The organism is Sphaerospermopsis sp. LEGE 00249 (assembly GCF_014299995.1).
GTDB classification, from domain to species: Bacteria; Cyanobacteriota; Cyanobacteriia; order Cyanobacteriales; family Nostocaceae; genus Sphaerospermopsis; species Sphaerospermopsis kisseleviana.
Window position 1 is genome coordinate 65,687 of the sequence record NZ_JACJUZ010000011.1, and the last position, 25,908, is coordinate 91,594.

The window sequence follows — 25,908 nt, forward strand, 5'->3', positions numbered from 1 at the left end:
TGTTAAATCCAACCTATTGGTGCTGGTAAAAAGAAAACTATGCTTGTACACACTTCATGATGAATCCAGGCTTACAGTACCCAATATTTGGACCTGAAATACAGTGTCCACACTGTCGCCAGACTATTCCGGCGCTGACGTTGACTGATACTTATTTATGTACGCGTCATGGCGCTTTTGAAGCGAACCCGAAAACGGAAGAGTTGGTACATCTCCAGTCGGGTCGTCATTGGCGGAGGTGGAATAATGAATGGTATCGACAACATACTCATCCTGATGGCATTCGCTTTGAAATTCACGAGGCTTTAGATAAGCTATATACTCAAGGTTATCGGGCTACAAGGGTAATTATTGCCCGTCGCTATCAAGAGTTAATGAGTGGTTATTTAGAACGCAGCAGTCCTTGGCGTTCTGGACAACCGGAAGCTGGTACTGCTCGTTTATATGGTTTACCAGTGGAGTTTGGACCTGATCCCGCTGAAGATCCATCTTGGGATGTGATTAATTTTGATCTGGATAAAGAACCTGGTGTACCTGTGCGCTATCCTTATTTCCGGTTGTTTGAGTAGATATTAGTGGTAATTGGTAATTGGTAATTGGTAATTGGTAAGCATATTTATCTTCTTATTATCTCTTGCCTTTTGCCTTTTGCCCTTTGCTTTGCTACTAAGCTTTTACCAGCAGATTTATTTATATTTATATAAAATCTAAAATCTAAAATCTAAAATCTAAAATCTAAAATTCCATGCACCATGCTTCTATTAGAACTGCGAATATTCACCGGGCGATCGCATTTTATGAACAGTTAGGATTTACGGTTGCTGATCGCTTTACTACCGGTTATACTTTAGCTTGCTGGATGGAAGGATTAGATAGCCGCATTGAACTGATCCAGATCCCGCAGCCGAAACCCGCCCCTGATGCTTTTGCAGATGAGCATTATGTGGGTTATTATCATCTTTCTTTTGATTTAACCCAAACCGTACCAGATTTATATACTTGGTTGTTAGACTTAAAAGCGAAAATCTCTGCTGTATCTGAGTTGTCGCCTCTCCAAGTTCTTTTAGAACCAACTCAGCAGCAAATAGGCGATCTCATTTTAGAAGTCACTTTCATTGCTGACACTGACGGTTTACCTTTGGAGTTTATTCGGTTTTTGGGGAATAGGTGACTGGGGACTGGGGACTGGTGACTGGTGACTGGTGACTGGTGACTGGTGACAGTAAGAAGGCAATAGGGAACAGGTAATATTTATCTTTTTCCTGCCTCCTGAACTCCTTCCCAAAATTTTCCAGAAACTTTCAACTCGAACTGTATAGGTAAAAAGATGTAGTCTTATTTACTTATATTCAAAAAATCTATGCTTGTAATTTCTAGCTTCCATCGCTATCGTGTACCGCTACTATTATTCCTTTTATCCTTGATATCAGCCTTTTTGCTGAGATACTTGTTTTCTGGAAATCTCAATTTTATTCAACTCAACTGGGAACATTATCAGCAAATATCCGTAGACGCAAACAAAAATAATCTGACAGTGACAAACAATGTTCAAAAGACTGTTCTGGATAATGGTTTAACTGTTCTCACTAAAGAAGTTCATAATGCACCAGTTGTTACGGTGCAAATGTGGTACAATATAGGTTCGGCTAAGGAAGCTCCTGGCATCAATGGTATTGCTCACCAGTTAGAACACATAATGTTTAAAGGCACAAAAAACCGTCCGGTGCAGTTTGGACAGTTATTTAGTGCTTTGGGTAGTGACTCTAATGCTTTTACCAGTTTTGAGCAAACAGCATATTACCATACTGCGGAACGCGATAAGCTGAAAGCACTGCTGGAACTGGAAGCAGACAGAATGGAAAATTTACTCATTGATAACCAACACCTAGAAAGTGAAAAGCGGGTTGTTATTTCTGAGTTACAAGGTGATGAAAATAGTCCTAAATACCGCCTCAAGCGTGCTGTGATACAGTCTGTATTTCCTGATCATGGTTATGGTTTACCTCCTGCGGGTACTGTGGCTGATGTGGAAAGGTTGACAGTTGAGCAGGTGAGGGATTATTATGATAAATACTATCACCCAAATAATGCTATCTTAGTAATTGTGGGCGATTTCCCAACTGCAAGGGTTTTGGAAACAGTTAAGGAAATATTTGGAAAAATTCCCAAAAGTCAACGACTTCCCCAACTCCCTAAACCCCCAACTCCCCAAGTACCAACTTCTCCTATAGTTTTACAAGAACCTGGTGCGGGAAAGTTTTTACAGATAATTTATCCACTTCCCCATTTAAATGATCCCGATATTCCAGTTTTGGGAGTAATGGATTATATTTTGACGGGGGGAAAAAATTCTTATTTGTATCAGGCTTTGGTAAAATCTGGTTTAGCAACTGATATTTCTGCTCATGTTGTCAGTTTGCGAGCAATTGGCTGGTATGATTTATCTGTTACTGTTGCACCTAACCAAAATTTACAAAAAATTGATGCAGCTAATAAAAACGCAATAACGAAACTTGTCAAAACTGGTGTAACATTAGAGGAAGTTGAACGCGCTAAAAATCAACTTATAGCAAATGTAATTTTAAACAGACGTGATATCACCAGTCAAGGAAAGCAGTTTGCTAACGATCTGCTTATTGCTAATGATTATAGATATACAGAACGATATATAGAAAATGTCCGCAAAGTCAAACCAGCGGATGTGATAGCTGTAATTAATAAGTATCTCAAACCAGAAGCAGCAGCAGTTGGTTTTTTTGTACCTGTGCAAAATGCCCAAGATGAAAATTATCAAACTTCTGAATTTTCCACAGCAGAAAATTTAACTACTGGTGTGAAAATAACTGCATCTGAGGTGATGAAGTATTTACCAGCTACAGATGAAAAGATTGATAATTTTAATCATTCAATTCCACACATACCACAACGCTTAACGTTTGTCAATGGGTTGCGGGTGTTGTTATTACCAGACAAGAGTAGTCCGACAGTGACGTTAGGTGGATATATTAAAGCAGGAAAGGAATTTGAACAAGCTGATCTAGCCGGTTTAGCGTCTTTAGTGGCGGATAATTTGTTAAATGGGACGAAAACCAAAGATACATTAACTATTGCAGATATTTTAGATCGTAGGGGAGCGAGTTTAGATTTTACCACATTGCGGGAAGGTGTGCGGATTCAGGGTAAAAGTTTACAGGAAGACTTACCAGTTTTGCTGGAGACTTTAGCTGATGTCGTTAAAAATAGCACTTTTCCTGAAAAAGAGTTAGAAATTAGTCGTCAACAAGCTGTAAATGACTTAAAGTTAGAACTGGATGATGCTTATGAAATAGCAAACCGGAAATTTATGCAAGCATTATATCCGCAAAATCATCCATTACACATTTTCCCAACTTTAGAAAGTATACAAAAAATTTCCCGGAAAGATGTGATGGCGTTTCGACAAAAACATTATCGCCCAGATACGATGATTTTAGTATTGGTGGGTGATTTTGAAATTGAAAAAGTGCGATCGCTCTTAGAAACTCAATTTGGTAATTGGCGAGTTCAGGGAAAACCACCGATGGTAGAATATCCCCTGGTGGTAAAAACGGAACGTGGTTTACAGATTAATTCAGTGTTACCCGGAAAGTCGCAAACTATCACCTATATGGGGGATCTGGGTGTCAAACGTCAAGATCCGAGATTTTATTCAGCTTTGGTTTTGAATGAAATTTTGGCAGGAAACAGCGTATCTGGTAGACTTGGTTCAGAAGTGCGCGATCGCTTAGGTTTGACTTATGGAATTTATAGTAATTTCCAAGGGGGAAAAAATGCTGGAACATTTTTAATTGAAATGCAAACAAGTCCTGAAGATACAAATAAGGCGATCGCAACTACTCGCAAAATCTTACAACAAATAAATCAGCAAGGTGTCACCCCAGAAGAAGTAGAAACCGCAAAACGCACTTTGATTAGTAACTATAATATTTCACTGTCTAAACCAGAGCAGTTAACCGCTAGAATTTTAATGAACGAGGTTTTTGGACTGGATGGGATAGAATTACAGGGTTTTGCAGAAAAAATCCAAAAAGTCACCAAAAACGAAGTTGATCAATTTGCGCGTCAGCAACTCGATCCTGATAAATTGGTAGTAGTTACTGCTGGACCTGCAATAATAGCAGATAATTCTATTAAGTGACAAAACGTATGTAGTCAGGACTTTAGTCCTCATGCTAATTTAGATTTTGAGCGACTTATCGCTCACTAGGAACTTTGATTATGTATACCTATTTTGTAAAGCAAATTACTAAACGTCTATATTCAGTCTTTTGTTTATTGACACTTCTGATTTGTCTGAGTTTCACAAATACAAATTTAGCGATCGCAGAAAACTTAAACAATTCCTCTGTTGATATACTCAAACAACCACCGTCCGAAATTACTGTCAGCCTGGGAAATGCTGCGGGTGAGTTGAAATTTGAACCTAATTTTTTAGAATTTCAATCAGGAAAACGGTACAAGCTAGTTTTAACTAACCCTAGCCCCGTCAAGCATTATTTTACAAGTAAAGATTTCGCTGATGCTATTTGGACCCAAAAGGTAGAAGCGGGAAATGTGGAAATTAAAGGTAACATCCACGAATTAGAACTCAAACCCGGTGCAGAAGCAGAATGGGTGTTTGTTCCTCTCAAAACCGGAAAATATAATTTACGTTGTACCATCCCCGGACATTTAGAAGCAGGTATGAAAGGAGAAATATTGATACTCCCCACGGCTAAAAGCCGGGGGATTCTTGAATAGTCCACAAACGAACCTTCAACGGTGCTATCAAAGACACCCTACTGATTCCACTGAGGTCTAGACCTAGTTTTATCGCTACTTTAACTAAAATATTAGCTGCTCCGCTAGCATCAGCATTTAATAAAATATTGGATGAATTATTCTATACAATTTTGAATGTGGCTAAAGCCAATCAATCGCTTTAATGCGACTAAAGTCCCTATCGACTTATCCCCATGTCTAAAAGCCTGGGGCTTGCGTCTCGTTTCAGGGTCAAAAAACGATTTTTTTTACATCTCAGCAGAGTTCAGAAATTTCCTCAATTCTCGTATAGCTGCACTTGTATTGCGGTTATAGGCAGTTTGTAAACTCTGTTCAACAATCTCATGTATATCAAAATTAGGGAAATAGTGGCTGTAGCTTTGAAGTAAATAGCTGTTTTGCTGAAGTTGATAAATTAACAGTTGCTTTTGTTTATACAGCCAAATTTCTGGAACTTGATAAGGTAGATAATCGTTGATATCAGTATAACTGGTAACGTCAATTTCTAGAACTAAATCAGGTGGTGGATCAACTGTCCAAATAATCCGATTTTTGCCAGATATAGCCTGCCAGTTATCAATATAAAAACAATAATCTGGTTCTATTCCACTTTCTTCGGGAAGTTCCATCGTTATGGGGGTAAAAGCATCAAATTCTCACTGAACATAATCGAGTAGAGTAGTAATTATACTGGTGATAATATGAGCATCTTGTCCATGTTTTGGCAAAGGTGACATGATTATTACTTCCCCATTTCGATATTTTAGTCGTGGAATTGTGCGATCGCCCCGTTGTTGACATAAAGTTTGATACTCTTCCCATGTTCCAGGTATCCGCACCACAGCACCGGCAGGAATTTGGGTTTTTTCTGGTGATATCAGCGCAAACATAACTTAACTTATACATCAGTAAATAATTATAGTTTTATTTTATAGTTTTATTTTAGAGAATATTAGCAACAAGCTTGTAATTGTAATAGTTTATCAACATCCTGTACATCCGCAAATCCTGGACATCCTGATTCAGACAATAAAAAACGCACCTTGCTAAAAAAGCCAAAGTGCGATCGCTATTACCAGAAAAATCAAAATCCTGAAAATCCTCAAATCCTGGATATCCTGATTCTGACAAATTCCATCAATCAACTATCACCTATCACCTTGACATTTTCTCTACAATTTTCCTCACTTCATCAATACTTAAATTCAAAACCTGAGCAATTTCTTCCTGACTTAAACCTAATCCTACCAAACCAGGAACAGCTTCTAATTTAGCTTCGAGTTTTCCTTGTTCTAAACCTTGTTCTAAACCTTGTTCTAAACCTTCCTCTAAACCTTCCTCACGTGCTTCTTGATAAAATCTAGTTTGTTTTAAATCACTGAGTCCAAACATTGATTCTATTTCCTCCCTATTCATTCTTGGCAGTTTGTAGATTAGAATTGTCTCGATGATGTCTAATATTTGTTGTTGTTGTGTTTGAGACTTTACTTCTTGTTTGGTACGGTTAATTAACTCCCTAGCTTGGGTGATAGCTTTTTCTTCATTGGTAATGATTAGTTTAATTGTAGCAATCCCAATGGGTAATGATGTTGTTTCTTCTATTTCATCTAAATAAATTACTCTCACTCTTTGACTCAGGAAAAATTCTTCATAGTCCTGAATATTACCTTCATCTATAGCACGACTAGGATATATTACTACTCCTTTCCAGCCGCAATTAGGTTTATTTTGGCGTACATATAAACATATTTCTGCAAATAACCTATTGTACAGGTCTTCATCTGGCTGAAATTGCACTTCTAGGAAGTAGATGGGATTTGCTGTAGTTTCTTGAGGTAGGAAGACTCCATCTATTCTAAAAGCTGTTTGCTTGACTTCAATAGATGAAAACTCATAACTTTCGGCTAGTTCGGGAGATTGACCTATAAGTTCAAAAAAAATACTTGGTATTTCTTGAAATAAGCGGTAGAATATAGTATCTGTTTTCATTAATTTAATATTAATACTCCTGGTCGGTATTTTACCGCCCTTTTTTTTATTTTATCATGATTAAATATACTGAATAAACATCGTGAACATCCTTAAATCCTGGACATCCTGATTCAGACAATTATCAAAAAAAATAAACGCACCTTGCCTAAATAGCCAAAGTGCGATCGCAAAAATCTTTTGATATCTAAAATTAATCAACGCAAAATGGCAGACATCAACAGACAATGAAAACAAAATGACGAAAAAGACATTAACGCCTCCTGCCTCCTGCCTTCTACCTCCTGCCTCATGCCATTACACATCCTGTTCACTCAACTCACGAGTGATGTGATCAAAAGGTTCATCCACAAAAGCAGTATTAGGCACACCAGCAGCCGCTACCTGCTCCTTAACAATATCCTTCATAATTTGCACACCGCGCACTGTGGGAGCAATAGGAACACCCAAAGAATTATAAGTTTCCCGTAAACCTTGCAAAACACGCTCATCCAACACATTCATGTTAGCAGCCACCAGCGCGTAAGTAGCATAACGTAGGTAATAATCCATATCACGCAAACAAGCAGCATAACGGCGAGTTGTATAAGCATTACCACCAGGACGAATTAATTCGGGTAATTCCTCAAACAACTTAGAACCAGCTTGTTTCACAATAGCTGCTGCATTAGCATTAATCGCTGCTGCTGCTTGTACTCTAGCTGTACCAGTTGCAAAATAAGACGTAAGACTATCAATCGCATTCCGGTCAAAATATTTTCCGGCTACGTCATAATTCTTAATTAAAGTTGTAACTGCATCGCGCATTCTGTATTTCTCCCAATCGTGACTATGCTATGGTTTGATATTAATTTGGTTGCACTCTTGTACCTGTAAAATTTTGTGCCATAGCCATAAAATAGTTGTGGCACAAAAGTATTCATCCATTACATAAGAATTTTAAGCCAAAGTTGACCCCGATAAGATGAAGTTTCTTGTTTTGTGCAGATTTAGCAAGAAAGGTTAACATAACCTATAAACTAGACAATCTGTAACAAAAAATACATAATTATCTTATCTCTACTCTTTACGATATCTAAGGTGGTGTGTCAAAACTTGGGTTAATTCACCCGGTCTACTAGCCAATTATGGTAGTAAATTGGTTACTATGGATATATTTTATCCCAGTAAAGACGTGATACATAACGTCTATACACTTAGTTGTAGTAAGCAAAAATTATGACTGTCATGGTCTGGCTACAACTAATTTCAGAAAAAAGCGGTTAAATTGACCGTGTTCACCTGTGGACTAAATAGTTCCAACACTTTTAGGATGAAACAGGAAGAAAAAGCTGGCTTTCGTTAGTAATAGTTAGCTTTTTTATATCAGTTAAGATGCTTTGGCAGAAACTGATTTTATTTTAGACAATTGGCTACAGAAGGAGTAACAATGACAACGCCACAAGAAGTCTTGAAAATGATTCGGGACCAAAACATTCAGATGATCGATCTGAAGTTTATTGATACACCAGGAACTTGGCAGCATCTCACGGTTTACCATAACCAAATTGACGAAAGTTCATTTACTGACGGTGTACCTTTCGATGGTTCTAGTATCCGGGGTTGGAAGGGTATCGAAGAATCTGACATGACAATGGTGTTAGATCCCAACACAGCTTGGATCGACCCTTTCATGGCAGAACCAACTCTAAGTATTATTTGTAGCATTAAAGAACCACGCACAGGGGAATGGTATAACCGTTGTCCCCGTGTGATTGCCCAGAAAGCAGTAGACTATCTTGCTTCTACAGGTCTTGGTGACACTGCCTTTTTCGGTCCAGAAGCGGAATTTTTCATCTTTGATGATGTCCGCTATGACCAAACCGCTAACGAAGGCTACTATCATGTAGATTCTGTAGAAGGTCGTTGGAACACAGGTAGAAAGGGTAAAAATGGTGAAGTAGATGGTCCTAACCTGGGTTACAAAACCCGTTTCAAAGAAGGTTATTTCCCAGTTCCCCCCACAGACACCTTCCAAGACATCAGAACAGAAATGTTGTTGACAATGGCTAAATGTGGCGTACCCATTGAAAAACAACACCATGAAGTAGCTACTGGTGGTCAGTGTGAACTTGGTTTCCGCTTCGGTAAGCTGATCGAAGCTGCTGACTGGTTAATGACTTACAAATACGTCATCAAAAACGTGGCGAGAAAATACGGTAAAACCGTTACCTTCATGCCTAAACCTATTTTTGGTGATAACGGTTCTGGTATGCACTGTCACCAGTCCATTTGGAATAATGGTCAACCCCTCTTTGCTGGTGACAAGTACGCAGGTATGAGCGAAATGGGTCTTTACTACATCGGTGGTATCCTCAAGCACGCTCCTGCTTTATTGGCTATTACTAACCCCACTACAAACTCTTACAAACGTCTTGTACCTGGTTATGAAGCACCTGTTAACTTGGCTTACTCCCAAGGAAACCGTTCTGCTTCTGTACGTATTCCTTTAACTGGTAATAACCCCAAAGCTAAACGGTTAGAGTTCCGCTGTCCTGATGCTACTTCTAACCCATACTTAGCTTTTGCAGCTATGCTTTGCGCTGGTATTGATGGTATTAAGAACAAAATCCATCCCGGTGAACCTTTAGACAGAAATATCTATGAACTGTCTCCTGAAGAACTAGCTAAGATTCCTTCTACTCCTGGTTCTTTGGAATTAGCTTTGGAAGCATTGGAAAATGACCACGCTTTCTTAACTGAAACTGGTGTATTCTCAGAAGACTTCATCCAAAACTGGATTGACTACAAGCTTGCTAACGAAGTTAAGCAAATGCAGTTGCGTCCTCATCCCTACGAATTCTTCTTATATTACGATTGCTAATTGCAAGCCGTATAGCGGTTTTCGTTGTGATATCAAACGCAAAAGGAGTACAACCTACTTGTACCCCTTATCAATTTTTAGCCACCTCTGAGGGTGGCTTTTTTATTCTTCAATTTCATAGCCTGTCTGTTTTAGTGCCTTCGCCAAAATATTGATTGCAGCGTCACGACAATTTTCAACACCTATCTACTCAAATCAAGACTGTTAGCTGCTATATAAAACCTAGACAAAGCTAGACTTTACTTTCTACTTCAACGGGGGAGCAGTTATCCCTCAGTAGACTTGCACGCCTTAGCCAGACGCGATATTTCTCAAGTTAAGATTTACAAGAAAGACTACCGCTATCATTGCTTGGTTTTCGCATTGGCAATAGTCTTAATTCAATACTTGATATCGCAGGATTATATATCAAGTGGGCGTTTTTTTAACTCACTTATGTCAATGCTTGTCAACATAAGTATAGTTTTGTCTATAAAATAGTCAGCTTAGGACTAGCTCATCGCTGCATTACTCCGGCTATAAAGTGTTTGTGTAGTAGGATCTACCTTCCCTTGAATGGGATTCCAATAATGACATAGTTCTTCAGGAAGACCGAGTTCTTGGGTAGCACGCATCAGCATGGATTGTTGACGGTTCTTAACTTGCTGATGTTGACGTACCATTAACGCGCGGGATTTCTCTTGAATAGACATATTTTTGTCCTCTCTAGTTTTTAGTAATAGATGTTTTAGATGATTAACTGCTATATAAAACCTAGACAAAGCTAGACTTTACTTTCTACTTCAACGGGAGCATGGGAGCAGTTATCCCTCAGTAGACTTGCACGCCTTAGCCAGACGCGATATTTCTCAAGTTGAGATTTACAAGAAAGACTACCGCTATCATTGCTTGGTTTTCGCATTGGCAATAGTCTTAATTCAATACTTGATATCGCAGGATTATATATCAAGTATCAAGTGGGCGATTTTTTTAACTCACTTATGTCAATGCTTGTCAACATAAGTATAGTTTTGTCTATAAAATAGTCAGCTTAGGACTAGCTCTTTTTTTGCCTCACATATTTATAGTACCAAAAATTCTGTAACTTACAATACTGAATCAAGTTTTTGTTACAAAAATTTATAAATGAGGCGATCACTGTTGCGGAAAATTAATAAAACCAAAGGCTGTAATCATTCCCTAGCAAGATGTTTAAGCCTTTAATTTGATAAATGCCTCTGAACATTTTGATCAGCAGAAAATGAGTATTTATGCTAGGTTCAGTGGGAAAACTGGCAATTGAGAACAGACAATAACAGACAATTTAGGTTCTGTTTAAATTCTGTCTACTTGTTGCCATCAACCTACCTCCATGAGAAAAAAGACTTTATTTTTCACATTTCTTTACATAAAATAATTAAAGTCCACAAAACTTAATGGATTATTTATGTATAAAAACTTGACAAAGCTAACTTATGAGAGTCTGCAACACAGCAAAAACTACTTTAGCTTGGGTCATAAACTCCTAAGTACACAATTAAAAAATGTAGTTTACCCCACAGTAGGACGGGTGAAACCAGCATCTCCAGAGGCGATCGCCAAATTACAAAACAGGTTAAACCAGCTACTAGAAGCAGATTGGCAAGATAGCCAAAAAGGGATATATCCTGAAAGTGTGTTGTTTGATCATCAGTGGGCAGACTTTTTTGTTAACTATCCACTGCTTTGGCTAGATTTACCCCAGGTATGGGAACGCATCACACAAGGTAGATATCAAGATTTCTCTTCAACAACAGATCAAGAAGGATACCCTAGTTATTATTTGCAAAACTTCCATCACCAAACCGATGGTTATTTAAGCGAATCCTCTGCCAACTTATATGATTTACAGGTAGAGCTTCTTTTTGGTGGTGCAGCTGATCCGATGAGACGACGTATTTTAGCACCCCTGAAACGTGGACTGCAAAAATTTCAGGGAATTTCTCAAAAACAAATCCGCATTTTAGATGTAGCTTGCGGCACGGGGCGAACTCTGAAGTTGATGAGATCAGCTATGCCTGAAGCATCTTTATTCGGTACAGATTTATCACCAGCTTATCTGCGGAAGGCTAATCAAATCTTATCTGAAAATCCCGGCGAATTGCCTCAGCTTTTGCAAGCAAATGCCGAAGAATTACCTTATCTAGATAATTATTTTCATGCTGTAACGTCTGTTTTCCTCTGCCATGAGTTACCAGCAGCAGTGCGTCAAACAGTGATTGAGCAATGCTTTCGAGTCACCAAACCAGGAGGAGTTTTTATTATCTGTGATTCAATTCAAATGAGTGATTCACCAGAATTTGCTGAGATGATGAATGGTTTTTCAAAAATGTTCCATGAACCATACTACAAACATTACACTACTGATGATTTAGTAGAACGGTTAGAGAAAGCCGGTTTTGAGAATATAGAGACACAAATTCACTTTTTGAGCAAATATTTTATTGCTTATAAACCAGCTTAAAGCAAAGCCGAAATACTCATTTTGTTCAGGATAATATTAGGAAAATAACTGCTAACAGTCCATCACACCAATTTGGAATTTGAGATTTTGAATTAATAGTAGAGGCAGAGTCACAAATCTTATTCACTACTCTTAATAGATGTGTGAACCTGCCTCTAAACTAATCGGCTGTTCCATGAATTTCCAACAATACTCAATATTCCAACTGGCTTGGTATCACACCAAATTTGACGGGTTCATCACAGCAAGAACAATCCTATTTTCACCGTGGTTTTCTCCCTTGCCTCTTCAACTTGTAGATACTATAAGGAACACAGAAGCGGTTGAAGAAAAGCGGATGAGTACCTATATGATGCACTTATGATGCACTAAGTCCGAATCTAAGCCAGGTTTAGGACAATTACCGGATGTTTTTAGGAAATACTCAACTGTTGATTATTTGTGCATTTGTGTAGTGCTGTAACTGTTTAAGTCTCTGCCAGAGAAGATAAAATCTGGAACAATGACTGAGTTATGTAGTGCTGTAACTGTTTATATCTCTGTCAAAGAAAATAAAATCTGGAACTTTGAATGAGCGATGTAGTGCTTTAACTGTCTATGTCTTTGTTCTATCACTTGTGTCAAGAACGATAAACACCCAGTCATTCCCTAACTTGATTGCTGTGCTGATAACGAATTCTCCTACAAGCAGTCTGAAGCTATGAGGGTTAAACAAAGGAATGGATATTGCTAAAAAATTCCATTGACTCTTTGCGTCCACTACCGCGATGGGGTGCTGGCTGTTCTGGTTGGTTGGGACCGGGTTTAGAATTGTCCGCAAATAGCTTTTCTGAACCAAAATTAGCAATCAGCAAACAGGAAAGGCTAGTGAACTTTGCTTCGTAATTAAAAGCTAAGGAGCCGAATACCAGACTCGATACTAAAAGTGAAATGGCAGCACGCATAGTAGATGTCTATTTTAGAACTCTCTACTTCACTGATACTTAACTTTGATCTAAAGATCCGGACAATTTGAAAAAAAGTATTGTATGTAACTGTAAAAAAATCAATTTAATACTTCGTCGATATATTCGACAAGTAGCCAGTTTCCAGATGAATTTGCACGACCCCAAACTTTGAGCTTTTGATTTTGGCGCAAGACTTGCAATTGCTCGTCTACAGATGATTCCAAAGTTACAATCTGCCAAGTCTTAGGTAATAATTCTGTTGGGTTTGTGATAGTAAATCTGTAATCTTGTTGCCCTAAGCAATTAAAAATTCCTATGAAACAATCAAGATCTAAGAAATCACACTGATCAACCGATAGGGTAGGACAATTACCATCGATAGGATAGGTTTCTGGGTGATTCAAATAATGAATTTGCCAGTTTAACCATTCTGGATGATAGATTGGTAAATTGAACAAGGGAATAATTGCTGTTGGCGATCGCTCATCTGTCAATAAAGCTGTTTGCAGCATCCTTACTGGTAAATTTCTGGGCTGACAATTTAGCTCACAACAGAGAGCAGCGGCCATCCCTGCGGCTTGACCAATACCCATAACTACAGGTTGTAGTCTAGTTGCTCCATTAGCAATGTGAGAGACAGAAATATTCTTCTCACACACCAGCAAACCATCCGTAGATTTGGGAACTAAACAACGGTAGGGAATAGTAAAAGGTGTTCCTGTCCAACGTCCACCCCAGCGAATAGATTTAGGTTGTAGTGAGAACTTAACACCCGGATAATGGTGATCATTGGCGTAGTTTCCAATAGCAACCGCATCATCAAACTTAGCTGTAACTCGACCGTCTGCAATGGGCAGAATATCTTGCTCAGAGACAGTAACAAGTCCCTCTAAGCGGCGACTTTCCCGAAAATAGGGATGAAGTGCAAAAGCTGGAGAGAGACTAGGAAAAACTCCTTCGGCTAAACCGTAGCGTCTACCAAGGTGAGTTTGAATATAATGGGCAAAGTTTTGACTATGCCAGAAACATTCTTGATCAAACTCACGTCTTGCTGTCTTTGACTCTAGCAAACGGTTGGCTTTTTGGCCGTAGTCATTGCCACAAATCGGCCAATTGATCATAAACCAATTGGCGGGCAATCGTCCATAGTTTAAAAATTTTTCTGATCCATAATCATCCCAAGCACCTGTAAACAAAGATGGATCATAATTAGGCGCTTTGGGAATTTCCGGGGCGATACATTCCCCAAAATCTTGCATGACTACTATCCATGTCGGTGATTGTACAGAGTATTTTGCAGTCAGATCATTAAAATTTTCTGGGGCGCTAGGTTCTCCATACTCTGATTTAAGTTCCCATCCCCAACGGTGAGGAACATCTCCTAAAGCTAATACATCTCCTAATTCTGTACCATCAAGGATGACTTGGGCGTAAACTGTGAAATCTGCAAAGCGGATACCTGCAATACAATCTGCGTTGCGTAAAACTTCTAACGGTACTTTCCCGGAAATCCATTGCAGATTCGGTAATTCTCTCACCCAGTCTGCAAAAATTTCTGCACCTATATGGGGTTGATAACTAAAAAAACTCACCCAACTATTATCTAAACTTCCGGGTTGTCTTTTGCGTAATTCTTTAAGGAATGATCCCCATAAACCAGTTTTAAAAGATTTTAATTCATTACCATCAGGAGCAGATACGCCCGCAGAGGTTAACATTCCACCTAACCAGGAAAACTCACTGACAAGAATAGTTTTAGCACCTCTGCGTGCTGCTTGAATAGCGGCCGCAGTTCCACCTGTTCCCCCACCGACTACTAAGACATCAGTTGTATAAATTTCATTCATAGGATTTAGTGTTTACGAGATATAGATCCCGGACTTCTTGAAGAAGTCGGGGATCTGAGTATTTGTGATGTAACATTTATTTGACAGGTTTATTTTACAGTAAAATTGCTCTTGTTTTAAAAATTCTAGATTGGCATAAAAATTTACAAAATTACACATCAATATGAATAACATTTTACCTATTGGTGCTATTCTCCGAGAACGTTATCAAATCCTAGAAATTTTATCTACTAAAACCGGATTTGGTATTACCTATGAAGTTAGAGATCGAAATCATCCCCACCAAAGAATTTTAGTTATCAAACAACTGAAAAAACCCACAGCTGAAAAATTGAAAATTGAACATTTACCAGATGCTTCCAGTGCATATCAAAATTCTTCCTGTGCATTACCAAAACAAACAGGTGCTAATTTAACTTGTACTGTGGATATTTTCAAGGTGTTTAATAAATAGGGATAAATAGCATTTACCATGAGACGGGATACAATTTTTTATCAATTATTCAAACAATTTCCCAGTTTAATATTTGAACTGGTAGACGAGAAACCACCCACAGCAGCAGAATATCAATTTGATTCTATTGAAGTCAAAGAAACAGCATTTAGAATTGATGGAGTATTTTTACCTCCAGATCATGCTAATCCCAAAATAGCATTTTTCGCCGAAGTGCAATTTCAAGATGATCAAGATTTGTATCATCGGTTCTTTACTGAACTAATGATATTTCTCTATCGTCATCAAGTGAGGTATGATAACTGGTATGGTGTGATAATTTTCCCATCCCGGAGTTTAGAACCATCTAATTACCAGATTCATGATGTATTGGTAGACAGTTACAAAGTTAAAAGAATCTATTTGGATGAATTAGGAGATTTAGAAAACCAACCTTTAGGAATAGGGTTAATGTTGTTAACTACGACTCCTGAAGATAAAGCAATAGAAGCGGCTCAATTTTTACTCAGAAAGACAAAAAATACTGAGGTGGACATTTTTGAGCAAGAAGCGATAATAGATTTAGTCACAAAGATCATTGCTTACAAATTCAAATTCAGTCGAGAGGAAATAGAAGCTATGTTAATACCAACCGAAGAACCTAGAGCAGTTAGAGAATGGAAAGAGCAAGGATTAGAAACAGGAGAGAGAAACCTTGTTATGCGACAATTAAACCGTCGCTTTGGTACAGTTCCTCAAGAGTTATTACTAAAAATTGAAGGGTTAACTAGAGAACAAATAGAAACATTAGCTGAAGATTTGTTAGATTTTTCTGTTGTAGAAGATTTGGAAAATTGGTTGCAACAACATCAACCTAATCAATAAAAACTGTAGGTTGGGTTAAGCGACAGCGCAACCCAACAAAAACCTTCATAATGTTGAAAATGTTGGGTTTCGTTCCTCAACCCAACCTACATCTAAATGACCTCTCCCTAACCATCTCCTAAGAGGAGAGGGGACAGGAAAACAGTAAAATAAAGATATTGACATTTTTGAAGCTGCCAAAATAGCTAATGTGATCATTATGACAAAAGACATTAGAAGTATTCTTAAAATAGCAGGTTCTCCTATTGGTGCTTATGATGTACTCATTGCAGCAACCGCATTAAGTCATCATCATATTGTTGTCACTTCCAATGTTAGAGAATTTCAAAGAGTACCTAATTTACAAATAGAGAATTGGCGGGTTTGTCAATAAAAGTATCTAAAATCTAATTAAAATGTAGGAGGTTAGCAATGCTAAACCCCTACATTTAGGGTTGAATGAAGATAGTAAAAATATTGATTTATCGAAATAACAAAAAAGAGCGATCGCCTTATTTAATAATGCTATCAGTATAGATTTTATGGTACATGAGAATAATGAGAATAATGAGAATAAAATACATAAAGTACCATAATCAAGAGTTTAATGATTATAATCGCTTTTTTAGCCTTATACGTCGCCTTTAACCTGGGTGCAAACGACGTAGCAAACGCAATGGGAACATCCGTAGGATCAAAAGCTGTCACCCTGACACAAGCCATCATCATCGCCGGCATCTTAGAATTTACAGGTGCAGTATTATTCGGACATGGTGTAACAGAAACACTAGGGACAAAAATTGCCAACCCCGACTTATTCATCACCACACCCCAAACCCTAGCATTAGGGATGATAACAGTCCTCATATCAGTAGGGGTATGGCTACAAATAGCCACCTCACTCAGTTTACCCGTTTCCTCATCTCATGCAGTCGTCGGTGCGATCGCTGGTTTTACCTGGGTAGCATTAGGAAAAAACGCTATAGACTGGTCATCTATTGGTTTAATTACCATTGGTTGGATATTAACACCAGTCATCAGCGCCACAATCGCAGCTTTTTTTTACAGTCTTATTCAAAAATGGATCTTATCCCAACCTGATTCCCGCTTACAACTACAAGAATGGATTCCCTGGTTAAGTGCAATTTTACTAAGTATATTTGGTGTAATAGTTCTCCCCACCTTAACCCAACCACTGACAAACTTTTTAAGTGAGAAAATCGGTTTAAACATCCCCTCCCACGACATCCTCATATTTACTGGTGCAATAGGCGTAATAGGACTTACATTATATAGTTGGAAAAAACTTAACTCCCCAATCACCAATCACCAATCACCAATCACCAACCCCATTGAACAACTATTTGCACGCTTCCAGCTATTAAGTGCTTGCTTCGTCGCTTTCGCACATGGTGCAAACGATGTCGGAAATGCGATCGCGCCTTTAGCAGTAATTTCCTACATCAACCAGACAAATACCGTCCCCAACAATGGGATAATTATCCCTATCTGGATTATGATCCTTGGAGGTGCGGGAATTGTTGCAGGTTTAGCAATTTGGGGTAAAAAAGTCATCGCTACCATCGGCGAAAATATCATTTCCCTACAACCCAGTAGCGGATTTTGTGCCGAACTAGCGACCGCCACCACCATCTTACTAGCTTCTCGGTTAGGTTTACCTGTATCCACTTCTCATGCGCTTGTTGGTGGTGTAGTGGGTATTGGACTTGTACAAAACCTCAAATCAATTAAATTTCAAACCATCCAGGGGATCGCCGCAGCCTGGGTAATTACAGTCCCCATCAGTGCTGTAATCAGCGCCATAATCTTCAGTATTATCCGGATCATCTGAAAATGCAACTGAAATTTGTGAAGATTCTTGCTTAATGCTTATTATTTGAATGCAATACATTCTCGACTGCAAAAATTAAGTAAGATTACTGTTTTTTTTGCAAAAAACTTCTTGAGGTGATGTACTCTCACAGCAAATGCAAATCATCGACAATTAAAAACTGCCATCTTATGCAATTATCTATAAATAGTATATTTTTGCATAATTGTGGGCAATTTATTAAAATATTGAATAGGAGATAAAAAAATCTTCTACTTTTCTCAGAACAATTCCCAGAACAATCCAGAACAATATTTTAATTTCTCAAAGCAACGGAAACTGTCACGCAATTTACACTTCGCACAAATTTTGGTTTTTAACAACCTACCAATCTGCAAGGCTGTGAAACATTTATCAGTGAACAGTAAACCGTGAACCGTGAACAGACTGACAACTGATAACTGATAACTGATAACTGATTTATCGTCAAGGTGTTAGAGGTTAGAAACTAATGGGGCGATTTGAAAAGCGACCAGAAAACTCACGAAACAGAAGCGACTTATCCAGAGCTGCAGAAAATGCCCTTTGGGATGTAGTTGAAGACTTAGAACAACTCCAACAAAATGTTATTAGAACTTTACAAGACGATGTAAAGCGGCTCGAAACTGAAAAAAACCGTTTAGCCAATGACATTCAACGATTAATAGAAGAAAAAGAAAAATTACAGCAAGCTCGACAAATTACTGAACAGCAAGTTTTGATTCGTCAGTTGGCGGAAGTTTTGGCAAAACATATATCTTCCCAACTGCAATCTTCACTCAAAAGTTTAGCTGATCAATCAATAACCGGAGAACCTTCCCATCAGTCCACCCTCAGATCGGCTGAAGTCAATTCTACAGTAGCTAGTGAAATTAGTGAAAATGTCAGCCAGATGTTGAACAATCTGGATGATACCGTCACAATTGCTTTTAGCTCCATCCAAAAAGAATTAACAAATTATCAAAGTCATCTTTCCCAGCAGTTGTTACGAATGTACGATCAACAGCAGCAAGGGGAAGAAATCTTAGCAGAATTTGTCAAGCGTTTACGAGAGGAACTAGAGAACATCAAAGATGCAAATTCTCTGAAAATTTTGACAGGAGGAGCGCCAACAGTATTGCAACTGTCCGAACCCTACAAAAATGGTTTCTCGGAAAAATCCTCAGAGAGAATAGTTGCTGAACGAGTTTCTTTACTAACTCAGGATTTGCCAAAAAGCGAAAATTCATCCTCAGATGCTGTGGTTGTATTACCACCACCTCCAGAAAATCTAACTTCAGAACATCCACCAGAACCAGTTTCTGTCCCTGTTCCTGAGTCTTTAACTTCAGACACACCAGAAACCCCAACTTCAGAACATCCACCAGAACCAGTTTCTGTGCTTGTTCCTGAGTCTTTAACTTCAGACACACCAGAAAATCCAACTTCAGAACATCCACCAGAACCAGTTTCTGTGCTTGTTCCTGAGTCTTCAACTTTGGAAACATCAGAAAATCCAACTCCAGAACATCCACCAGAACCAGTTTCTGTGCTTGTTCCTGAGTCTTCAACTTTGGAAACATCAGAAAATCCAACTCCAGAAAATCCACCAGAACCAGTTTCAGTCCTTGTTCCTGACTCTTCCCCAGCAAAATTAAACCCATACTCTCCCCAACAAATACAGCAGGAAGTAACACCCCGACAACAAAAACCTCCCAGTTCCCCAAACTCATCTTCAGTTCAGACAGGTTTCCTGTTGGTTGTGTTGTCAATGGTGATGTCATCCCTTTACAACGTTGTTGTCAAGGCGCTGTTCTATCAAGGTTCTGATCTGTTAGGAAACTTCCAGACACAACAGTTAATGTCACCAACATTGGGAAATATTTTCTTAATCTTGATGCTGAGATTATTGGTGGTTGTACCTTTAATGTTACTTTTAGCTCCTATTTTGCACCCTCCAGTTTGGCAAGACTTACAAAGTCTATTTGATTCAGTTAGCAGAAATGCTGCTAAGAAAACAAACACAAAACAGGTATTACTGTTGTCGGTTGTGAGTGGTGGCTTTTTATTTTTGTCCCAAGTTTTGATTTACATTGCTATTGGTCAAGTAACAACTGGAGTAGCGATCGCTCTGTTTTTTATCTATCCCATGATTACTGTACTCTTGGCTTGGTTTCTCTTTCGTGAGCGTCCTGGCTTATTAAGTTTTAGTGCGATTTCTAGCATTTTTTGTGGTCAATTATTAATCTTGGGTAGTTATTCAACTGGTATTAATAATACCTCTTTAGGAATTATTTCTGGAATTATGTCCGGAATAGCTTTTTCTGTATACGTAATTCTTACTAGGTTATCTGCTCCGAAACTGCATCCAGTTTCTTTTGCTTTAATTAATTTCGCAACCATGTTGTTATTCAGCTTTGTTTGCTTATTAGTACCTTTACCAAGTGATTGGAGTTTAGCCATTAGATCATCCAATTTATTGGAAGTGATTTTAAGTGCTTTTATGTTAGGTGTCCTCACTCTTTGCGGCTATTTATTCAACAATTTTGGCATTCGCAAATTAGGAGGACAACGCTCCGCTATCATTGGTGCTTTTGTCCCAGTTTTCACAGTAATTTTCGCTGGATTAATGATTCAAGAAAAATTGGATCTTCTGCAAATTCTGGGAGTTTTATTGGTAACTGGTGGCGCAGTTGCTATCAGCTGGGAAAAAATGCAAAAGGTTAAATCTTCCAGTGCCAAAAATTAAATGATTAAAAACAATTAAACTATGTACAAATACTTGAAAATTTATACCATAATTTTATATTTCCACAGATTTAACCAGGAAATACCCAATTAAGTCTGAATGTCTTAATGTAAAATTAAGAATTGGTATGAGTTAAACCTCCAGTAATGTGCATATTCTTCAATTTAGATCAAGTTGATGCTAGACTAAGGGTTGGTTTGATTAAGTCAACAGCCTAGAGCGTAGATTCAGTAATGCTAGGTAATCTGTTTTTACCTTGTAGGGGCGAAGCATTTGGGTGATAACCTATCGCTGAAACCCTAAACATTATGTTATGTCTGAAAGCTATGCCTCCAGCACGCTACGCCATCAATTTTGTTAACCTGATGTTATTATTGGTGAGCCTTTCTTTTACTGTTCAAAATTAATGATTACACCCAAGGTAATTTAGCACCATAGCTATTTTATGGTGAAACCATAACAAATCTCCATTGAGAGTGAAGACAAAAATTACAATTTGGTGTATAATAGGTAGTTTAAATTTGACTACTATTTTTTCGTAAACGTGCCATTCATCTGTCTGTGAATATGACTAACGACATAGATCTGATCAAACGTCTTGGTCCAAGTGCGATGGATCAGATCATGCTTTATCTAGCTTTTAGTGCCATGCGTACAAGTGGCCATAGGCATGGAGCATTTTTAGATGCAGCCGCAACAGCAGCTAAGTGTGCAATTTATATGACCTATCTAGAACAGGGACAAAACCTGCGAATGACAGGGCATTTGCACCACCTGGAGCCGAAGCGAGTCAAAATTATTGTTGAGGAAGTAAGACAAGCTCTGACTGAGGGTAAATTGCTAAAAATGCTGGGTTCCCAAGAACCTCGCTATTTGATTCAATTGCCTTATGTGTGGATGGAAAAATATCCTTGGCAACCAGGAAGGTCTCGTGTTCCTGGTACAAGTCTCACCAGTGAGGAGAAAAAACAAATCGAGCGCAAGCTGCCTAAAAATCTGCCTGATGCTCAGTTAGTTACTTCCTTTGAATTTTTAGAGCTAATTGAATTTCTACACAAGCGATCGCAAGAAGAGTTACCCCACCATCATCAAATGCCTCTGAGTGAAGCCTTGGCAGAACATATCAAACGTCGTCTACTCTACTCAGGCACTGTGACACGCATTGATTCACCTTGGGGAATGCCCTTTTATGCCCTAACTCGTCCATTTTACGCCCCAGCAGACGACCAAGAACGTACTTATACAATGGTCGAAGATACTGCTCGTTATTTTCGGATGATGAAAGACTGGGCAGAAAGGAAGGCCAATTCTATGCGTGCTGTAGAAGAACTGGATATTCCTCTGGAAAAAATGCAGGAAGCGATGGAAGAATTGGATGAAATTATCCGCGCTTGGGCAGATAAATATCACTGCGATGGCGGTACACCCATGATTTTACAAATGGCTTTTGGTAATCAAGATGACTAAATCAACAAAAGTTAGAAGTTATCTTCTAATTTTTGCTGATATTACCTTGAGCCAACTATTACCGCTTCGCGGAAGTCAAAAGTCAAAAGTCAAAAGTCAAAAGTCAAATGTTCCCTGCCTCAACGAAAGGACTTTTTCAGCAAACCCTACTTAAATGCTACCTTCAGGAGTTGATGGGATAGGCAGTGTCTGAAAAGGTGGTATTAATCCCGGCCGTGTTGTAGATCCAGCCCCAATATTAATAGAACGGTAACTGGCATCAATACACCGATCTAAAGACTCAATCGGGGTTAAATTAATTTCTTTGCGTAAACCAACCACACACTCAGCAAAGGTAACAGGTAATAAACTGCGTCCACAGTAGCTTAAAACAGCTTGGTTAATTGCCTGTTGGGTACTCTTGCTAATGCCAACTACACAGGTAGCAAAATCTTCACTACGACGGGATAGACTACAGGAATAAAGGGCATCAGTTGGGGTAATTTCTGTTTGTTTGGTAATTTTAGCTACACAAGTAGATAACTCTCTTGGTCGCATAGTTGTAGCACAACCTTGAGATGCTGCTTGTGCTGTAACTCCTGCACTTAATAATTGAGCCGCACAAGCACGGTAATCATTTCTATAAGAACTTATCACAGCTTGACTTGGCAAGATATTTGTCCATAGTCCGGCGATCGCCATCACTGGAATTGTGAACATTTTCCAGACATGACTACTTTTGTAGTTATGAAAACTGCTAATTTCTTTTTTGCGTTTTAACATTGCTATTCTCCAAACACCCAAAGTTATGCTAACTTAGAATTTGCTGAAACTCCTCTATTATCAAGGAATTTCATTGTCAGTACCCAAATACTTCCAACAGTCTGATACAGCAGGAGTCAAGAGTCAGGAGTAAAACTCTCGTGGTGTCTAGGTTTCAATTTTGATTCTGTACCTCATTGATCTGCCATCTGCTGTATTTATTATTTAACCAAAAATACTCTAGCTAATTGCTAAGAGTTATGTGATAATAGAATATTTGGGTAAAGTTTAAACAGGATTAAATAAGGAAACTCATGTCCCGATATAGAGGTCCGCGCCTCAGAATTGTCCGCCGCTTGGGCGAATTACCAGGATTAACTCGCAAAAGTGCTAGACGTGCCTATGCACCAGGTCAACATGGTCAAAACCGCAAAAAACGGTCTGAGTATGCTATCCGTCTAGAAGAAAAGCAAAAACTTCGCTTAAACTACGGTTTAACAGAAAAGCAAATGCTCCGCTATGTTCGTAAAGCCAGAAGAGTGACTGGTTCTACGGGACAAGTATTGCTGCAATTGCTGGAAATGCGTTTAGATAATACAGTTTTTCGCATGGGTATGGCTCCCACTATTCCCGCAGCACGTCAACTGGTGAATCACGGTCACGTTACCGTTAATGGTCGTGTAGTGAATATCGCCAGCTATCAGTGCCGTCCCGGTGAAGCAATTGGTGTGAGAGATAAAGAAGCATCCAAAAAATTGGTAGAAGCTAACTTACAGTATCCCGGTTTAGCTAACCTTCCCAATCACCTGGAATTTGATAAAAACAAATTGACTGGTAAAGTCAATAGTGTGATTGAAAGAGAATGGGTAGCACTCCAAGTTAATGAACTGCTGGTTGTGGAATATTACTCACGTCAAGCATAATTCAATTTTGGATTTTGGATTTACGATTTTGGATTGGAATAGTTGTTGTTCTTTGAATCCACAATCCAAAATCTAAAATCTAAAATTAGGTTAACCTCCTATTTGCGACATGGTACGGGTGTAAGTGCCGACAGTACCTGAGTCGCGTTGTTTAAAGTTAATTTCTGATTTGATTGCTAATAGTTCTCTGACTTGTGATTGTAATTGTTGGGTGCTAATACCAGCACGTAAAGAAGATTTTAAATCAATTTGCCCAGTTTCATTGAGTAAGCAGGGACGTAACCAACCATCAGCAGAAAGACGCACTCGGTTACAGCGATCGCAAAAACACTCTGACATTTGACTAATAAAACCCAGTGTTCCCTTTGCTCCGGGAATTTGAAATACATCGGCTGGACCACTACCACGAACTTGAGATTCTGTCAAGCCCCAACGTTGACGAATGCGATCGCGTAACTCAGCAGAAGATACCCAACCGCGATCGCCAAACAAGTCACTATTACCAATAGGCATAAATTCAATAAATCGGACGTGCCAATTTTTATCAATCGTTAAAGCAGCTAAATCCAAAACTTCATGGTCATTAACGCCAGGTATTACCACCACATTTAACTTTAACGGATCAAACCCCACATAATAAGCAGTTTGAATCCCGTCCCAGACTTGCTGCCAACGTCCACGGCCATGATTACCGATAATTTGCTCAAAAGTATCTGAATCAAGAGAATCTAAACTAATATTAATTCTTCTTAAACCTGCATCATAAAGACTTTTAGCTATAGGAGCTAATAAAAACCCATTGGTAGTCATTGCCAAATCTTGAGTTTGGGGAAGATGGGCAATTTTTTTTACCAACTCCACCACACCAGGACGGAGTAGAGGTTCACCACCAGTCAAGCGAAAGCGAGTAAAACCAACGGGAATAAACACATCTTTAACTAGCGTTAGTAGTTCCTCATCAGTTAATAATTGTTGTTTGAGGATATAGTCTAATTCTGCACCTTCCGGCATACAATACAGACAACGGAAATTACAGCGATCAATTAAACTAATGCGAAGATAGTCTACTGGGTTCATGTTTGTTAAGTTGAAGTCTAATTTCTAGTGTAGAAACCCAAAGGAATAGAGAATATATTTTTTATGCGCTGAGATGTTTCAAAACAGCAGTGATGCGATCGCTGTATAGGTAAAAATCTAGTTGATTAGTCATTGCCAAAATACTGTTTTTCGATATTAAATAAGGAGAGTTGTTGAAAACCTCTCCTAAGTAAATTTTAGTATTCTGCACCTAACGACCTTTCTATTGCGCGTCTAATGTAGCGTTGATAAGGAATACCTTCTTTTTTTGAAACAGATTTAACAGCCTCTAACATCTCTTCAGACATTCTTACACTAACACTTTTGTCTTTAGGTTTAAATTCAAAAGTTACAGGCTTAAAGTTTTCAGGATGAAGATACTCTGATAAATCACCTTCTAATAATGCTTCGATTTCCTCATCCGTTTTTACTCTTGGGAAAATTTTCTTCATAGGAGCGTACCTCTTTGTCGTGCATATATCTGGCGCTGATTGGTCTAATGAGTATTTTGTCTTGTTTACTTCGGAATGTAAAAGCCACAAAAATATATCTTTTCTGACTTGAAATCCCTACAGCCAGATACCTGTCCTCATTTTCAGAGTGTTTGATATCTGGAGTAATGAGCTTGTCCTAAGTTGACAATTTACTAGACAAACCTATACAAGTACATACAAAACTACAAGTATTTGACGTATACATGGAATAAGTTGACTAAAAAATTAGGCAAAATGTGTCAGAATTAAATAATAAAGTATAGTGTTGACATCAGCAAATGCTTTTATCCATCAAAACACAACTCAAGTTAAATAAAACTCAAGAAATGTTAATGGCTAAACACGCTGGTATAGCAAGGTTTACCTATAATTGGGGTTTAGGG

At 38.5% G+C, this 25,908-nt stretch carries 26 protein-coding genes; 14 read left to right on the plus strand and 12 right to left on the minus strand.

What is annotated here, in order from left to right; translation table 11 throughout:
- The first annotated feature begins 56 nt into the window (after positions 1–56).
- Both H5968_RS06160 and H5968_RS06165 read left to right on the plus strand, forming a co-directional pair.
- Positions 57–569 (plus strand): TIGR02652 family protein, encoded by a 513-nt coding sequence (locus H5968_RS06160; RefSeq protein ID WP_096572284.1) that lies wholly within the window; start codon positions 57–59, stop codon positions 567–569.
- 176 nt (positions 570–745) lie between these two features.
- Positions 746–1,171, plus strand: a complete 426-nt coding sequence (locus H5968_RS06165; RefSeq protein WP_187039212.1) for a VOC family protein — start codon at positions 746–748, stop codon at positions 1,169–1,171.
- Here H5968_RS06165 and H5968_RS06170 read toward each other — a convergent pair.
- Positions 1,133–1,285 carry a hypothetical protein gene (locus H5968_RS06170; protein ID WP_187039213.1) on the minus strand — a complete coding sequence of 51 codons (153 nt, stop codon included), beginning with the start codon at positions 1,283–1,285 and terminating at the stop codon, positions 1,133–1,135. The two genes, H5968_RS06165 and H5968_RS06170, sit on opposite strands and share 39 nt — an antisense overlap.
- 75 nt (positions 1,286–1,360) lie before the next feature.
- Between H5968_RS06170 and H5968_RS06175 the strand changes: the two genes are divergently transcribed.
- On the plus strand, positions 1,361–4,177 hold the full coding sequence (locus tag H5968_RS06175) for a pitrilysin family protein (RefSeq protein ID WP_187039214.1): 2,817 nt from the start codon (positions 1,361–1,363) through the stop codon (positions 4,175–4,177).
- Between the two features lie 80 nt (positions 4,178–4,257).
- Positions 4,258–4,779: a cupredoxin domain-containing protein gene (locus tag H5968_RS06180; protein WP_187039215.1), complete on the plus strand. Its 522-nt coding sequence runs from the start codon at positions 4,258–4,260 to the stop codon at positions 4,777–4,779.
- 269 nt (positions 4,780–5,048) lie between these two features.
- On the opposite strand, the gene H5968_RS26075 is transcribed toward H5968_RS06180, so the two are convergent.
- The 4 genes from H5968_RS26075 to apcB all read right to left on the minus strand — a co-directional run bounded on the left by H5968_RS26075 (position 5,049) and on the right by apcB (position 7,596).
- Positions 5,049–5,429 carry a Uma2 family endonuclease gene (locus tag H5968_RS26075; RefSeq protein WP_370569751.1) on the minus strand — a complete coding sequence of 127 codons (381 nt, stop codon included), beginning with the start codon at positions 5,427–5,429 and terminating at the stop codon, positions 5,049–5,051.
- 27 nt (positions 5,430–5,456) lie between these two features.
- Positions 5,457–5,690 (minus strand): hypothetical protein, encoded by a 234-nt coding sequence (locus H5968_RS26080; protein ID WP_370569752.1) that lies wholly within the window; start codon positions 5,688–5,690, stop codon positions 5,457–5,459.
- A gap of 265 nt (positions 5,691–5,955) precedes the next feature.
- Positions 5,956–6,789 carry an Rpn family recombination-promoting nuclease/putative transposase gene (locus H5968_RS06190; RefSeq protein ID WP_187039216.1) on the minus strand — a complete coding sequence of 278 codons (834 nt, stop codon included), beginning with the start codon at positions 6,787–6,789 and terminating at the stop codon, positions 5,956–5,958.
- A 297-nt stretch (positions 6,790–7,086) separates the two neighbouring features.
- Positions 7,087–7,596 (minus strand): allophycocyanin subunit beta, encoded by a 510-nt coding sequence (apcB, locus tag H5968_RS06195; RefSeq protein ID WP_096567250.1) that lies wholly within the window; start codon positions 7,594–7,596, stop codon positions 7,087–7,089.
- A 622-nt stretch (positions 7,597–8,218) separates the two neighbouring features.
- On the opposite strand from apcB, the gene glnA reads away from it, so the two are divergent.
- On the plus strand, positions 8,219–9,652 hold the full coding sequence (glnA, locus tag H5968_RS06200) for a type I glutamate--ammonia ligase (protein WP_187039217.1): 1,434 nt from the start codon (positions 8,219–8,221) through the stop codon (positions 9,650–9,652).
- A gap of 491 nt (positions 9,653–10,143) precedes the next feature.
- On the opposite strand, the gene H5968_RS06205 is transcribed toward glnA, so the two are convergent.
- On the minus strand, positions 10,144–10,344 hold the full coding sequence (locus tag H5968_RS06205) for a hypothetical protein (protein ID WP_187039218.1): 201 nt from the start codon (positions 10,342–10,344) through the stop codon (positions 10,144–10,146).
- Positions 10,345–11,078: 734 nt separating this feature from the next.
- On the opposite strand from H5968_RS06205, the gene H5968_RS06210 reads away from it, so the two are divergent.
- Positions 11,079–12,134 carry a class I SAM-dependent methyltransferase gene (locus tag H5968_RS06210; protein ID WP_187039219.1) on the plus strand — a complete coding sequence of 352 codons (1,056 nt, stop codon included), beginning with the start codon at positions 11,079–11,081 and terminating at the stop codon, positions 12,132–12,134.
- 707 nt (positions 12,135–12,841) lie between these two features.
- Here H5968_RS06210 and patX read toward each other — a convergent pair.
- Both patX and H5968_RS06220 read right to left on the minus strand, forming a co-directional pair.
- Positions 12,842–13,078: a heterocyst-inhibiting protein PatX gene (gene patX / locus H5968_RS06215; protein WP_137668657.1), complete on the minus strand. Its 237-nt coding sequence runs from the start codon at positions 13,076–13,078 to the stop codon at positions 12,842–12,844.
- Positions 13,079–13,179: 101 nt separating this feature from the next.
- On the minus strand, positions 13,180–14,928 hold the full coding sequence (locus tag H5968_RS06220) for an FAD-dependent oxidoreductase (RefSeq protein WP_187039220.1): 1,749 nt from the start codon (positions 14,926–14,928) through the stop codon (positions 13,180–13,182).
- Between the two features lie 163 nt (positions 14,929–15,091).
- Here H5968_RS06220 and H5968_RS06225 point away from each other — a divergent pair, with 163 nt between their 5' ends.
- From H5968_RS06225 to hetR, 6 genes are all read left to right on the plus strand, one after another.
- The gene (locus H5968_RS06225; protein ID WP_187039234.1) at positions 15,092–15,382 is read left to right on the plus strand and encodes a hypothetical protein; all 291 of its coding nucleotides are present in this window, start codon (positions 15,092–15,094) and stop codon (positions 15,380–15,382) included.
- A gap of 18 nt (positions 15,383–15,400) precedes the next feature.
- Positions 15,401–16,246 carry a DUF2887 domain-containing protein gene (locus H5968_RS06230; protein WP_187039221.1) on the plus strand — a complete coding sequence of 282 codons (846 nt, stop codon included), beginning with the start codon at positions 15,401–15,403 and terminating at the stop codon, positions 16,244–16,246.
- Positions 16,247–16,445: 199 nt separating this feature from the next.
- A complete protein-coding gene (locus H5968_RS06235) occupies positions 16,446–16,619 on the plus strand; it encodes a hypothetical protein (protein WP_255427062.1) in 174 nt (57 codons plus the stop codon).
- A 213-nt stretch (positions 16,620–16,832) separates the two neighbouring features.
- Positions 16,833–18,077, plus strand: a complete 1,245-nt coding sequence (locus tag H5968_RS06240) for an inorganic phosphate transporter (protein ID WP_187039222.1) — start codon at positions 16,833–16,835, stop codon at positions 18,075–18,077.
- Between the two features lie 490 nt (positions 18,078–18,567).
- Positions 18,568–20,823 (plus strand): EamA family transporter, encoded by a 2,256-nt coding sequence (locus H5968_RS06245; RefSeq protein ID WP_187039223.1) that lies wholly within the window; start codon positions 18,568–18,570, stop codon positions 20,821–20,823.
- A gap of 567 nt (positions 20,824–21,390) precedes the next feature.
- Positions 21,391–22,290, plus strand: coding sequence for a heterocyst differentiation master regulator HetR (gene hetR / locus H5968_RS06250; protein ID WP_187039224.1), 900 nt, complete (start codon positions 21,391–21,393; stop codon positions 22,288–22,290).
- 150 nt (positions 22,291–22,440) lie between these two features.
- Here hetR and H5968_RS06255 read toward each other — a convergent pair whose 3' ends face one another.
- The gene (locus H5968_RS06255; RefSeq protein ID WP_187039225.1) at positions 22,441–23,052 is read right to left on the minus strand and encodes a hypothetical protein; all 612 of its coding nucleotides are present in this window, start codon (positions 23,050–23,052) and stop codon (positions 22,441–22,443) included.
- Positions 23,053–23,345: 293 nt separating this feature from the next.
- On the opposite strand from H5968_RS06255, the gene rpsD reads away from it, so the two are divergent.
- A complete protein-coding gene (gene rpsD, locus H5968_RS06260; protein WP_096567275.1) occupies positions 23,346–23,954 on the plus strand; it encodes a 30S ribosomal protein S4 in 609 nt (202 codons plus the stop codon).
- Between the two features lie 90 nt (positions 23,955–24,044).
- Here the strand turns inward: rpsD and moaA are convergent, their stop codons facing one another.
- The 3 genes from moaA to H5968_RS06275 form a co-directional block, all read right to left on the minus strand.
- On the minus strand, positions 24,045–25,031 hold the full coding sequence (gene moaA / locus H5968_RS06265) for a GTP 3',8-cyclase MoaA (protein ID WP_187039226.1): 987 nt from the start codon (positions 25,029–25,031) through the stop codon (positions 24,045–24,047).
- Between the two features lie 197 nt (positions 25,032–25,228).
- Positions 25,229–25,483, minus strand: a complete 255-nt coding sequence (locus H5968_RS06270) for a CopG family antitoxin (protein WP_096567279.1) — start codon at positions 25,481–25,483, stop codon at positions 25,229–25,231.
- The gene (locus H5968_RS06275) at positions 25,449–25,652 is read right to left on the minus strand and encodes a BrnT family toxin (protein ID WP_187039233.1); all 204 of its coding nucleotides are present in this window, start codon (positions 25,650–25,652) and stop codon (positions 25,449–25,451) included. Before H5968_RS06275 ends, H5968_RS06270 begins: the two co-directional genes overlap by 35 nt.
- A 151-nt stretch (positions 25,653–25,803) precedes the next feature.
- On the opposite strand from H5968_RS06275, the gene H5968_RS06280 reads away from it, so the two are divergent.
- On the plus strand, positions 25,804–25,908 hold a 105-nt coding region (locus H5968_RS06280; RefSeq protein WP_187039227.1), incomplete at its 3' end, for a helix-turn-helix domain-containing protein.

Excerpts from the sequence above, each read along its gene's own strand:
- H5968_RS06160 (WP_096572284.1), top strand. The coding sequence starts at position 57 with ATGATGAATCCAGGCTTACAGTACCCAATATTTGGACCTGAAATACAG.
- H5968_RS06165 (WP_187039212.1), top strand. The coding sequence starts at position 746 with ATGCACCATGCTTCTATTAGAACTGCGAATATTCACCGGGCGATCGCA.
- H5968_RS06175 (WP_187039214.1), top strand. The coding sequence starts at position 1,361 with ATGCTTGTAATTTCTAGCTTCCATCGCTATCGTGTACCGCTACTATTA.
- H5968_RS06180 (WP_187039215.1), top strand. The coding sequence starts at position 4,258 with ATGTATACCTATTTTGTAAAGCAAATTACTAAACGTCTATATTCAGTC.
- H5968_RS26075 (WP_370569751.1), bottom strand. The coding sequence starts at position 5,429 with ATGGAACTTCCCGAAGAAAGTGGAATAGAACCAGATTATTGTTTTTAT.
- H5968_RS26080 (WP_370569752.1), bottom strand. The coding sequence starts at position 5,690 with ATGTTTGCGCTGATATCACCAGAAAAAACCCAAATTCCTGCCGGTGCT.
- H5968_RS06190 (WP_187039216.1), bottom strand. The coding sequence starts at position 6,789 with ATGAAAACAGATACTATATTCTACCGCTTATTTCAAGAAATACCAAGT.
- apcB (WP_096567250.1), bottom strand. The coding sequence starts at position 7,596 with ATGCGCGATGCAGTTACAACTTTAATTAAGAATTATGACGTAGCCGGA.
- glnA (WP_187039217.1), top strand. The coding sequence starts at position 8,219 with ATGACAACGCCACAAGAAGTCTTGAAAATGATTCGGGACCAAAACATT.
- H5968_RS06205 (WP_187039218.1), bottom strand. The coding sequence starts at position 10,344 with ATGTCTATTCAAGAGAAATCCCGCGCGTTAATGGTACGTCAACATCAG.
- H5968_RS06210 (WP_187039219.1), top strand. The coding sequence starts at position 11,079 with ATGTATAAAAACTTGACAAAGCTAACTTATGAGAGTCTGCAACACAGC.
- patX (WP_137668657.1), bottom strand. The coding sequence starts at position 13,078 with ATGCGTGCTGCCATTTCACTTTTAGTATCGAGTCTGGTATTCGGCTCC.
- H5968_RS06220 (WP_187039220.1), bottom strand. The coding sequence starts at position 14,928 with ATGAATGAAATTTATACAACTGATGTCTTAGTAGTCGGTGGGGGAACA.
- H5968_RS06225 (WP_187039234.1), top strand. The coding sequence starts at position 15,092 with ATGAATAACATTTTACCTATTGGTGCTATTCTCCGAGAACGTTATCAA.
- H5968_RS06230 (WP_187039221.1), top strand. The coding sequence starts at position 15,401 with ATGAGACGGGATACAATTTTTTATCAATTATTCAAACAATTTCCCAGT.
- H5968_RS06235 (WP_255427062.1), top strand. The coding sequence starts at position 16,446 with ATGACAAAAGACATTAGAAGTATTCTTAAAATAGCAGGTTCTCCTATT.
- H5968_RS06240 (WP_187039222.1), top strand. The coding sequence starts at position 16,833 with ATGATTATAATCGCTTTTTTAGCCTTATACGTCGCCTTTAACCTGGGT.
- H5968_RS06245 (WP_187039223.1), top strand. The coding sequence starts at position 18,568 with ATGGGGCGATTTGAAAAGCGACCAGAAAACTCACGAAACAGAAGCGAC.
- hetR (WP_187039224.1), top strand. The coding sequence starts at position 21,391 with ATGACTAACGACATAGATCTGATCAAACGTCTTGGTCCAAGTGCGATG.
- H5968_RS06255 (WP_187039225.1), bottom strand. The coding sequence starts at position 23,052 with ATGTTAAAACGCAAAAAAGAAATTAGCAGTTTTCATAACTACAAAAGT.
- rpsD (WP_096567275.1), top strand. The coding sequence starts at position 23,346 with ATGTCCCGATATAGAGGTCCGCGCCTCAGAATTGTCCGCCGCTTGGGC.
- moaA (WP_187039226.1), bottom strand. The coding sequence starts at position 25,031 with ATGAACCCAGTAGACTATCTTCGCATTAGTTTAATTGATCGCTGTAAT.
- H5968_RS06270 (WP_096567279.1), bottom strand. The coding sequence starts at position 25,483 with ATGAAGAAAATTTTCCCAAGAGTAAAAACGGATGAGGAAATCGAAGCA.